The sequence below is a fragment of the Paenibacillus wuxiensis genome, assembly GCF_040195695.1.
Lineage (GTDB): Bacteria > Bacillota > Bacilli > Paenibacillales > Paenibacillaceae > Paenibacillus_B > Paenibacillus_B suaedae.
Genome location: NZ_JBEFZI010000020.1, coordinates 51,878 through 62,845, shown reverse-complemented (window position 1 = coordinate 62,845; position 10,968 = coordinate 51,878). Strand labels below are relative to the sequence as shown.

Below are 10,968 nucleotides of genomic sequence, written 5' to 3'. Positions count from 1 at the left end.
CACGCCGCCAGCGTTCGTCCTGAGCCAGGATCAAACTCTCCGTTAAAGTTAAGTTTGAACTGCTCATATCTTTTGACGAGGTATTGCTACCTCATTCACAAACGTTGCTCGTTGTTCAGTTTTCAAAGAACAATCTTCAATCCAGCGCTTCGGCTTATTGCCTCTTTCGCTTTCGTTCACCGCGTCTCTCAGCGGCGACTCATATAATATATCACGCCCGCCAACAGTACGCAACAGGTAAAAAATTACTATTTTGATTTTATACTATCTTTCCCTTTGAAATAAGCATAAAACCGCTCTACAAAAGGCTTTGTCGTAATTCATATATCGATTGGCCTTACTTATAACTACCCCATTCGCCCACAGCTAAAGGCTATATTCATGATTGTACACAATAATAGCAGCAGCTATCTGCATGCCCCACTAAACCACAAGCAATATCCATCTTATCATCTTCATTTATTCGAGCATACATGTTTTTTTCATTTTCCACATTCAGGCAGGCACCCGAATTCCTTAGCAGTATCCCCTGACATTTCTACACATATCATCACTACACCTGATGACGATTCATCCTCATATGAGTCCCCGTAATAGAAATGAAGCCAATGATCCATAACCTATTTACTTTCTTTCTAATGGAGATAGCAGTGACCCCGAACGAATTAAAAAAGGATCGAACCTAGGCCTAAACCTAGGAGCGATCCTTACTATTGTACATTTATCTTTAGTTACTGCGCTCACGCATGTGAGGGAACAACAGTACGTCACGAATAGACGGCGCATTCGTAAGCAGCATAACGAGGCGATCTACACCAATACCAAGTCCACCTGTTGGCGGCATGCCGTATTCCAATGCACGAATGAAGTCATCGTCCATTTCATGTGCTTCATCGTTACCATGCTCACGCTCTTCCAATTGCGCCTCAAAGCGTTGACGCTGATCGATTGGATCATTAAGCTCTGAGAATGCATTCGCATGTTCGCGAGCAACGATGAACAACTCGAAGCGATCTGTGAAGCGCGGATCCTTGTCGTTCTTCTTCGCAAGCGGAGATATTTCAACCGGATGCCCCGTAACGAATGTTGGCTGAATCAATGTTTCTTCTACGAATTCTTCGAAGAACGCATTCAGAATATGACCGAATGTGTAGTGCGGCTCAACCTTCACATTATGTTCCTTCGCAATGCGATGCGCTTCTTCATCTGTCATCTGTGCAGAGAAATCAACGCCTTTTACTTCTTTAACTGCATCCACCATCGATACACGGCGCCATTGCGGCGTCAGATCAACTTCGTGGTTCTGATACTGGATCTTCGTTGTCCCCAACACTTCTTGCGCGATATGCGCAACCAGATTTTCCGTCAGGTTCATGATGTCGTTGAAATCTGCATATGCCTCATATAATTCGATCATTGTGAATTCCGGGTTGTGACGTGTTGAAATCCCTTCGTTCCGATATACACGGCCGATTTCATACACTTTCTCCAATCCGCCCACGATCAAGCGCTTCAAGTGGAGCTCAATTGCAATACGCATGTAGAGTGTCATGTCGAGTGCATTATGATGCGTGATGAACGGACGTGCTGCCGCACCACCAGCGATTGCATGGAGTGTTGGTGTCTCCACTTCCAAGTATCCATGGGAATCCAAATAGCGACGCATCGATTGAATAATACGCGAGCGAGTGACGAACGTCTGCTGAACGTCCGGGTTCATAATCAAGTCAACATAGCGCTGACGGTAACGCATTTCTACGTCCTTCAGGCCATGGTATTTCTCTGGAAGCGGCAAGAGCGACTTCGACAAAACCTCAAGCTCCAGCACTTTAATGGACAATTCACCTGTCTTCGTCTTGAATACCGTACCACGAACACCAATGATGTCACCTAGGTCAAGCAGGCTGTAAGCTTCAAATTTTTTCTCATCGATTGTATCTTGACGAACATAAATTTGAATACGGCCGGACAAGTCCTGGATGTGCGCGAAGCTAGCTTTACCCATGCCGCGTTTAGCCATGATACGTCCTGCAAGGCTAACCTCTATACCTGCTTCTTGGAGCTCATCCTTCTCCATCCCGTCATACTTATCGAGCACTTCTTTGGCAGTTGCTGTACGCTCATATTTTGTTCCGAACGGATCTACGCCCAGCTTGCGAAGCTCGTCCAATTTGTTGCGGCGAATTTGCAACAATTCACTTAATTCCGTTTCTTGATTGACGACGTCCGTCATTACACTCCACTCCTTGTATAATTAAATCGCAATATTCCATGATGTATGATAAATGCTTGGGAACGGCACTTATGCTTTCACGTTCTTTCATTTCTTTTCATGAAAAAAAGGGGACAATGTCCTCACTTCCTCACACCGCCGATTGGTGAAAAAAGCTTCCATGTATGGAAGCTTTCATCCCAACTTCTCATGCTTGACGCCACAAGCTGCTTAGCCGCAGCCGATTAGCGCTTAATCTCGAGAATTTTGTATTGAATCACGCCTGCAGGAACATTCACGTCCACAGTTGTGCCCTTTTGCTTGCCCAAAATTGCCTTGCCTACCGGGCTTTCATTCGAAATCCGGTTCTTCAATGGATCGGATTCAGCAGTACCGACAATTGTATATTCCATCTTGTCGCCGAATTCCAAATCCTCAACGATTACCGTCGAACCAATGCTTACAAGATCTGTGTCAATGTCATCGTTGTTAATGATCCGTGCGTTGCGAAGCATTTTTTCCAATGTAATGATACGACCTTCAATGAATGCTTGTTCATTCTTCGCATCTTCATATTCGGAGTTCTCGCTGATGTCGCCGTAGCCGATCGCTACTTTAATCCGCTCTGCCACTTCACGACGTTTAACGGATTTGAGGTTTTCAAGCTCATCCTCCAGCTTCTTCAGACCGTCCTGGGTCAGAATGACTTCTTTATCGCTCATCTTACCGATTCTCCTGTCATGATATATTTCGCATCCAGCCTCAGGGCTGCTAACAACGATCGATGCGAATGCAGCCGATGCGAATGCTATAGTTCATCATATGGCTTGATTGCCACATCATGACTCCACAACTTGGTCGTTCTTTGTCATACATAGTCGTGTAATATACACCAAGCCCGAGGCCAATTTTCTATTGTTGAATTATATGGGATGGATTTGCAAAAGTCAATGAGACCGCACATGCCCTTGAAAACGCTTCGATCCCCTGAACATGTGCCCGTAACAGCTTCTATTGCAGCAATTACTGAACCGTTGATTCAGCCTCTTGCTTCTCATTCACTTGACGTACATACTCCTCCAGCATGCGGGCAACCTCATCACGGCGTGTCTCTTCCATGATGGCATCCTTCACACGCGCGGCAGAAGGCAATCCCTTCAAGTACCATGCCAGATGCTTACGCATCTCCTTCACCGCAACCTGCTCCCCCTTAAGTGCAATGAGGCGATCCATATGAACAAGCGCAATACGAACTTTCTCTTCTGCCGACGGATCTGGGAGCAGCTCTCCTGTCGTCAAATATTCAATCGTGCGATACAGCATCCACGGATTGCCGAGTGCACCGCGTCCAATCATGACGCCATCGCATCCCGTCTCTTCCAGCATACGCTTCGCGTCTTCCGGAGTGAATACATCCCCATTGCCGATAACCGGAATAGAGACATTTTCCTTAACTTGGCGAATATAGCTCCAGTCCGCTTGACCCGTATACAGCTGCTCGCGTGTGCGCCCATGTACACTGACCGCTTGACCACCAGCACGCTCAACAGCTTTGGCATTCTCCACTACATAAATGTGATCGTGATCCCAGCCGATTCGCATCTTCACCGTAACCGGTTTATCTACAGCATCAACAACGGCCGACACCATCTCATAGATCTTCTCCGGGTTAAGGAGCCAGCGAGCGCCTGCATCGCATTTTGTTACCTTCGGTACAGGGCAACCCATATTGATATCAATAATATCGGCATTTGAATCTTTATCGACAATTTTGGCAGCTTCAACGAGGGATTTGCGATCCCCGCCAAAAATCTGCAGACTAAGCGGCTTCTCCCGATCGTCTACATACAGCATCTCACGAGTACGCTCATTGCCGTGAACAAGCGCCTTGTCACTAACCATTTCTGCGCATACGAGTCCGCAACCGAATTCCTTCGCAATGAGGCGGAAGGCAGGGTTGCACACCCCAGCCATGGGCGCAAGCACGACTTGGTTTTTCATTTCTATATTTGCAATTTTCAGCATTGCTCGCACTCCTTTCAACTCTATCCCTATCCATATGGCTGATATGCCACACGGTTATCTATACAAAACAGGATTACCAATGTTCCATTTTACCGAAAGGAACCCGGTGATGCCAGTTCATCATGTGAAATATTTAATTGCTTGCATATTTCTTTCATTATCTGATCATCAATCTGCCGATTTCCCCGCTCGATTTCACCAAGCACGGATACTGAGATGCGCACGCGTTCAGACAGCTGCTGCTGCGTCAATCCTCGAAGCTTGCGGAAAGCCCGGATTCGCTTGGCCACTTGCAAGGACTCCACTTCCGAATACCTTCCTTCCCATCCAGTGTTCCCAAGGCATGATGAACGAATGCGTGCAATTCGACAGCCGACTCCGGAACAATATCAGCAAGCGGCACGAGTACGAACAGCCGCTCTCCCATACGAGGATGCGGCAATGTAAGCAGGTCTGTATTCCATGAAGTATCGCCCATCCATAGTAAATCCAAATCAATGACGCGCGGGCCCCAGCGGATATCCCGCACTCGCCCCATTTGCTTCTCAATCGCAAGCATCGCCATCAGCAGTTCATCAGGCTGCAACGTTGTCCGAACACAAGCTGTCATGTTTAGAAAGGCAGGCTGATCCTCATATCCAACCGGATCTGTCTCGTAAATCGCAGAACATCGCACAACTTGAATCTTCTCCTGAGCTTGAAGATATGTCAACGCATCATACAAGGCCCGCTCCCGCTCACCAATATTTGCACCTAGTGCAATATAAGCAGTCTGCTCTCCAGTATGTGTCACTGGATTGTAATCCATTCCTGCTTTCTCAAGCTCGCTACCGGAGAAATCCGTCTTCATTCCATCCATCTGCTATGCCCCGCTCCCGCTTGAACTCGATTCCGCCCGTACTCTCGTCATCTCAATCGTTACGCCTTGGAAATGTATATCGAACGGCGGGTTCGGCTTCGTTACGCGTACTGTTGCTTCTGCAATCAATGCATATTGCTCCAATAGGACGGCTGCAATACGTTCTGTCAATGCTTCGACAAGCTGATAGGACTCTTCTTCAACAATCTGCTTCACTGTATTATAGATTTCGGCATAATTGATCGAATGCTCAAGCTGATCAGATTCGCCAGCCGTGCGCAGATCTATTTGCAAGTCAAGATCGACAATCCAGCGCTGACCCAATCTCCGTTCCTCTTCGAATACACCATGCCGCCCGAACAATTCAATCCGATGCAACTGCATACGGTCAGGTTTCGATACTTTCGTATTCACCATGAATATACTCCCCTTCTATTCCAAAATAGGGTAATGTCACACCATTACTTCTCTGCGGCTCCATTTCGTTCTCTTGGATATAGCATAGCATCACACATCCGAACGGTCTGAACGATTTCCGATACATCGTGTACCCGCACAATTTGGCAGCCTTGGGCTACTCCCAACACAACCGTAGCGGCCGTCCCTTGAATAAGAGCATCTACTGGAAGCTGCAGTGTCTCACGGATGAACCGCTTGCGTGAAGTTCCCAGCAATACCGGGTACCCAAGCTCAACAAGCTCATCCAAATGATGCATGAGTTCCAAGTTATCCTCGTAGTCCTTGGCAAAACCAATCCCCGGATCCAGCCAAATATTTCGTTCTTCGACACCTGATGCCTTGGCAATCGCCACACTCTCCAGCAAATCCCGCTTCACATCATCCACATACTGCTCATAAATCGGTTCAGGACGGTTATGCATTAAAATGATGGGACAGTCATAGGAAGCTGCGACACGTGCCATCTCCGGATCCCGCTTGCAGCCCCAAATATCATTCAAAATATGAGCTCCCGCTTCTAACGCTTGTCTACCGACTTCCGCCTTGTACGTATCGATGGACAATGGGATATGAGGCATTGCCTCATGAAGCGCCTCTATAACGGGAATAACGCGGCGCAGTTCCTCTGCTTCTCCGACCGGTTCATGACCAGGGCGCGTTGACTCTCCGCCTATATCGATAATGTCTACTCCTTGCGCGACCATTTCCTTGGCATGCTCGATTGCACGATCAATCCGATCATAACATCCACCGTCGGAGAAGGAGTCCGGCGTAACATTCAATATCCCTTGCACCAAGGTACGGTTGCCTAGTATTAATTCTGCTTGATTCCATTTATACGTGTGCTTCCAAAATGTTGGCTGCAACATATACGCATCCCCCTCCCTGCCATCGTAGCCGATCCAACTTAAAATTTCTTATACCGTCATTACCTGGCATAACGGAACTTACTATTCGCAAGTTTCATGCACTCTCTAAATCAATCTCGTTAACCTACATCCTGTGAACTGTAGAGGTGCGATACAGATTCAGCAGCTCGCGCGTACAAGCACCTATCCGTCCGTCGCCCACCTGTCTCTTCTCACCTTCTGCATCGACAAGAGTCGTCACCGGTACAAGTTCCTGAATGGAGGTTGTCAGGAATACTTCATCTGCCTTCCATAGCTGTCCCCAACCATACTTACCTTCCTCCACATGCATACCTGCCTGGTCGGCCAGCTCCATGACCCACTGCCTTGTAATACCAAGCAGAATGCCGGTCGATACATCTGGTGTGTACAGACAACCATCCTGAACAAAAAACAAATTGCTCACGATGCCTTCGGATAAATGTCCATTGCAATCCAACATGAGCCCCTCAGCTCCTAATGCGGATGAATCCATTTGTGATAACTCCCGCTTAGCGACGATATTATTCATGTATTGTCCCGACTTAAAGCGCACGTCTGCCTCGGGCCCACTCCGCCGTGTACGAAGCAGCTGCAATGGCTTGCCGCATTCATACAGCTCTTCCTGCAATGTAGGCAGCGACTTCACAAGCACTAGCACATTCGGATGTGTATACGCTTCCTGTGGCAGGCCGAATCCATTCTCGCCCGCACTTACGGTGTAACGAATATACGCCTCCATCAGGCCGTTCGCATCCATTACTTCTCGAATATGACGTTCAACCTGCCCCATATCCACTACATAGTCGATACCAAGCACTCTGCAAGCCGATGTCAACCGCTCCATATGCCGCTCTAACAAGAAGGGCTTCCCTCCGTAGGTGCGCATCGTTTCAAACAAGGTCATGCCGTATAAAAAGCCGTGGTCCATGACAGAAACCGCGGCTTGATCAACAGGTACTACCTTCCCATTCCAACCGATAACATCCATTATACGCTCGCCTTCGACTTTAAAAAGTTGCGCAGCATCTGATGCCCGTGATCCGTAATGATCGACTCCGGGTGGAATTGGACACCTTCAATCGGATATTCTCTATGCCGAAGCCCCATAATTTCGCCTTCTTCCGTAGAAGCCGTAATCTCGAGACATTCTGGCAGCGACTCCCGCTCCACCAATAAGGAATGATAGCGAGTTGCTGTAAACGGGCTTGGCAGCTCTTCAAACACCGACTGTCCCTCATGATAGATTGGGGATGTCTTCCCGTGCATCAATCGCTGTGCACGGACAACCTTCCCGCCGAATGCCTGTCCAATTGCCTGATGACCTAAGCATACACCGAAGATAGGGATCTTGCCCTTGAAATGTGCAATGACATCAAGTGTTATTCCTGCTTCGTTCGGGGTGCACGGTCCAGGCGACAGCAGCAGATGATCCGGTTGCAGCTTCTCAATACCTTCAATGTCGATTTCGTCATTGCGGTATACTTCCACCTGCTCCCCAAGCTCCCCTAAATATTGAACCAAGTTATACGTAAAAGAATCATAATTGTCGATAACAAGTATCATGCTAAGCTCATCCTCTCTCGGCTATGCCTGGCGGCATGCCTTACCTAATCTAGTCTCCCCGCTCCATCATGTCGCGGTCGCTCAACTGTACTGCCTTCCACAAAGCCTTCGCCTTGTTCCAGCTCTCCTTATATTCACGCGCTGGATCAGAATCAATAACAATGCCCGCTCCCGCCTGAATATGACCCACACCATCCTTCACGGTCATGGTGCGGATAATTATATTAAATTCCATGTCGCCATTATAGTCAATCCAGCCGAATGATCCCGTATACGGCCCTCTTCGTACTGGCTCCAATTCTTCGATGATTTCCATCGTTCTCACTTTCGGAGCTCCTGTAATCGTCCCTCCAGGGAATGTCGCTCGCAGCACGTCGAAGGCGTCTTTGCCGGCCGCCAGCTTCCCTTTCACCTCAGAAACCAAATGCATAACATGCGAGTAATATTCAATTGTCATTAACTCATCCACCCGCACGGAGCCGTATTCCGATATGCGTCCAACATCATTGCGCTCTAGATCAACGAGCATAATATGCTCGGCCCGCTCCTTCTCATTCGTACGCAGCTCTTCTGCCATGCGGGCATCCTCTTCCGGGGTATGCCCTCTCCGTCTCGTGCCTGCAATCGGACGAGTGCTCACTACCCCATCCTTCAGGCCAACCAGAAGCTCGGGGGAACAAGAAACAAGCTGGAAGTCAGGGAAACGAAGCAGTCCCATGTATGGAGATGGGTTAAGCACCCTCAACCATTCATAGAGCCGTTCCGGAGTTTCACGCAGCGCACGCATCTGTCTCATGGACAGGTTTACTTGAAAGACATCACCTTGACCAATATATTGCTGAATCTGCCGTACAGCCTCCTCAAAATCCTCCTTCGGAAATGCCGTCTGTACACCTTCCAGCACATCCACATCGAGAAGATTGCCTTCCTCCAGACAGCGGCGACGAAGCTCAGCGGCCTGCTTCGCCTCATCTGTACGGCAAGATTCCCACCAGACATCCCAGCGCTTCTTCAACTTATCTGCACGCTGGTGAGCAAGCTCATAGTGGTTAGATACCCATCCCTCATATATGGATTCAGCGGTCTGACTGGAGGACTCATCCTCCTTCATTTGGCGCTTGTACGCCGGTGATGCGCATGGATCAACCTCCGTCATGACCGTACAGTATAGCGCTTGTTCCTCATGATCGACAATCCATAGCTCATTCATTTGCATAAACACATAATCGGGAAGATCCAAATCATCCGCCGCCAATTCGGGGAGCCGCTCAATGGATCTAGCAATGTCATAGCTTATATAGCCGACACATCCCCCAGTGAACTTCGGAAGCCCCTCTATGCGCGGCCCACGGTAAGGTGACATCCATTCCTTCACCATATCTAACGGAGCTCCCTTGCGTACCTGTTCATTTCCGTCTGACAGGACGATGTGTGCAGAATACCCCTTCCCTCTAATCATCGATACGGGGTCTAACCCCACAATCGTATAGCGTCCACCCTTCCCGCTCTCCATTACGAATGTGCTCTGCCCTGCATCTGCCCATGCCGATTCCCAAGAAGGAATGTGCGTACTTTCTTCTCTCAACTCATACTTAACCACGTACGGAAGGATCGTGTATTGATTATCGATATAGCAGCGCCATTGCTCTTGTACGATAAGCGCCTGTCCACTTAGTACTGTTGATTGAACCATATGACCACCTCTTCACCCTAGTCCATCATTCCTACTTACCGATCCCAATTTTCCTTGGATGATAATCATTATCGGATTACTGATTAGTATAAACAATGAGACTACGGATGAAAAGATGAACCACTTACATTTTCTGCATTTTCCTTCATATAAAAATCCCCTCATCTCAGCTATCGTACAGAAGCATTATGCTTCCAAGTACACAGTTGGATGAGGGGATGTATTCAATCCTTAATCTTCAAAATTAAATAACGGTGTGCTTAAATAACGTTCGCCATTGCTTGGTACGACTGCAACAATACGCTTGCCGGCTCCCAATTCCTTCGCAAGCTGCAATGCAGCATAGATCGCTGCCCCCGAGGAGATGCCGACTAAGATGCCTTCTTCCTTCGCAACACGACGCGCTATCTCAAATGCGTCTTCATTCTCAACCGTAATGATTCGATCATAAATCTCACGGTTCAATATATCAGGTACGAAGTTTGCCCCGATCCCTTGGATTTTGTGCGGGCCCGGCTTGCCTCCAGACAATAATGGAGATGAGGCTGGCTCTACTGCTGCAATTTGAATGCCGGGGAAGTTCTCCTTCAGCACTTCACCAGCGCCAGAGATTGTTCCCCCTGTGCCAATGCCAGCAATAAACGCATCTAGCTTGCCATCGAGCGATTGAATTGCTTCGACAATTTCTGGACCTGTCGTCTCCCGATGAATCTTGACGTTCGCTTGGTTCTTGAATTGTTGCGGAATGAAATAAGTAGGGTTCTCTTGTGCCAGCTCTTCAGCCTTGCGAACCGCACCATTCATTCCTTCTGCCCCTGGAGTAAGCACAAGCTCAGCTCCATATGCGCGCAGGAGATTGCGGCGCTCAATGCTCATCGTCTCAGGCATAACCAATATTGCCTTATATCCCTTCGCAGCAGCTACCATTGCAAGTCCAATGCCCGTATTGCCGCTCGTCGGCTCCACAATGGTATCTCCCGGCTTCAATATGCCTTCCTGTTCGGCTACCTCGATCATACTTATTGCGATCCGGTCTTTGACACTGGAGCCCGGATTCTGATATTCCAGCTTCACATAAATTTCGGCGCTATCTTCCGGTACAATTCGATTCAGGCGTACAAGTGGAGTATCCCCGATTAGTTCGGTCACGCTATTGACGATTCTTGGCATAGAGAGCCCTCCCACAGGTTAATAGGAATTGAAATATTTCCGACTAATTCACTAGGTTTTAACTTATATTAGCAAGCCGATAGTCGAATGTCAATAG

At 48.2% G+C, this 10,968-nt stretch carries 11 protein-coding genes; all 11 read right to left on the bottom strand.

Annotation, left to right across the window (positions count from 1 at the left end; translation table 11 throughout):
- Window positions 1-727 precede the first annotated feature (727 nt).
- A complete protein-coding gene (gene lysS / locus ABN764_RS29005; RefSeq protein WP_268627241.1) occupies window positions 728-2,233 on the bottom strand; it encodes a lysine--tRNA ligase in 1,506 nt (501 codons plus the stop codon).
- A 224-nt stretch (window positions 2,234-2,457) separates the two neighbouring features.
- The gene (gene greA / locus ABN764_RS29000; protein WP_021255209.1) at window positions 2,458-2,934 is read right to left on the bottom strand and encodes a transcription elongation factor GreA; all 477 of its coding nucleotides are present in this window, start codon (window positions 2,932-2,934) and stop codon (window positions 2,458-2,460) included.
- 301 nt (window positions 2,935-3,235) lie between these two features.
- Complete coding sequence (gene dusB / locus ABN764_RS28995) at window positions 3,236-4,237, bottom strand: tRNA dihydrouridine synthase DusB (RefSeq protein ID WP_021255208.1); 1,002 nt, start codon at window positions 4,235-4,237, stop codon at window positions 3,236-3,238.
- Window positions 4,238-4,326: 89 nt separating this feature from the next.
- Window positions 4,327-4,542: a helix-turn-helix domain-containing protein gene (locus tag ABN764_RS28990; RefSeq protein ID WP_072732107.1), complete on the bottom strand. Its 216-nt coding sequence runs from the start codon at window positions 4,540-4,542 to the stop codon at window positions 4,327-4,329.
- Window positions 4,485-5,045: a 2-amino-4-hydroxy-6-hydroxymethyldihydropteridine diphosphokinase gene (folK, locus tag ABN764_RS28985; RefSeq protein WP_446673811.1), complete on the bottom strand. Its 561-nt coding sequence runs from the start codon at window positions 5,043-5,045 to the stop codon at window positions 4,485-4,487. Before folK ends, ABN764_RS28990 begins: the two co-directional genes overlap by 58 nt.
- Before the next feature lie 54 nt (window positions 5,046-5,099).
- Complete coding sequence (folB, locus tag ABN764_RS28980) at window positions 5,100-5,513, bottom strand: dihydroneopterin aldolase (protein WP_446673809.1); 414 nt, start codon at window positions 5,511-5,513, stop codon at window positions 5,100-5,102.
- Between the two features lie 44 nt (window positions 5,514-5,557).
- Window positions 5,558-6,424, bottom strand: a complete 867-nt coding sequence (gene folP, locus ABN764_RS28975) for a dihydropteroate synthase (protein ID WP_446673808.1) — start codon at window positions 6,422-6,424, stop codon at window positions 5,558-5,560.
- Window positions 6,425-6,548: 124 nt separating this feature from the next.
- A complete protein-coding gene (locus ABN764_RS28970; RefSeq protein ID WP_446673807.1) occupies window positions 6,549-7,433 on the bottom strand; it encodes an aminotransferase class IV in 885 nt (294 codons plus the stop codon).
- Window positions 7,433-8,008, bottom strand: coding sequence for an aminodeoxychorismate/anthranilate synthase component II (gene pabA / locus ABN764_RS28965; RefSeq protein ID WP_021260676.1), 576 nt, complete (start codon window positions 8,006-8,008; stop codon window positions 7,433-7,435). Before pabA ends, ABN764_RS28970 begins: the two co-directional genes overlap by 1 nt.
- 49 nt (window positions 8,009-8,057) lie before the next feature.
- Window positions 8,058-9,701 carry an anthranilate synthase component I family protein gene (locus ABN764_RS28960; protein WP_446673806.1) on the bottom strand — a complete coding sequence of 548 codons (1,644 nt, stop codon included), beginning with the start codon at window positions 9,699-9,701 and terminating at the stop codon, window positions 8,058-8,060.
- A 231-nt stretch (window positions 9,702-9,932) separates the two neighbouring features.
- Window positions 9,933-10,871, bottom strand: coding sequence for a cysteine synthase A (gene cysK / locus ABN764_RS28955; protein WP_021255200.1), 939 nt, complete (start codon window positions 10,869-10,871; stop codon window positions 9,933-9,935).
- Between the last annotated feature and the right edge of the window lie 97 nt (window positions 10,872-10,968).

Bases quoted from the DNA above. Each gene is read 5' to 3' on its own strand.
- lysS (WP_268627241.1), bottom strand. From the start codon at position 2,233: ATGACGGACGTCGTCAATCAAGAAACGGAATTAAGTGAATTGTTGCAA.
- greA (WP_021255209.1), bottom strand. From the start codon at position 2,934: ATGAGCGATAAAGAAGTCATTCTGACCCAGGACGGTCTGAAGAAGCTG.
- dusB (WP_021255208.1), bottom strand. From the start codon at position 4,237: ATGCTGAAAATTGCAAATATAGAAATGAAAAACCAAGTCGTGCTTGCG.
- folK (WP_446673811.1), bottom strand. From the start codon at position 5,045: ATGGATTACAATCCAGTGACACATACTGGAGAGCAGACTGCTTATATT.
- folB (WP_446673809.1), bottom strand. From the start codon at position 5,513: ATGGTGAATACGAAAGTATCGAAACCTGACCGTATGCAGTTGCATCGG.
- folP (WP_446673808.1), bottom strand. From the start codon at position 6,424: ATGTTGCAGCCAACATTTTGGAAGCACACGTATAAATGGAATCAAGCA.
- ABN764_RS28970 (WP_446673807.1), bottom strand. From the start codon at position 7,433: ATGGATGTTATCGGTTGGAATGGGAAGGTAGTACCTGTTGATCAAGCC.
- pabA (WP_021260676.1), bottom strand. From the start codon at position 8,008: ATGATACTTGTTATCGACAATTATGATTCTTTTACGTATAACTTGGTT.
- ABN764_RS28960 (WP_446673806.1), bottom strand. From the start codon at position 9,701: ATGGTTCAATCAACAGTACTAAGTGGACAGGCGCTTATCGTACAAGAG.
- cysK (WP_021255200.1), bottom strand. From the start codon at position 10,871: ATGCCAAGAATCGTCAATAGCGTGACCGAACTAATCGGGGATACTCCA.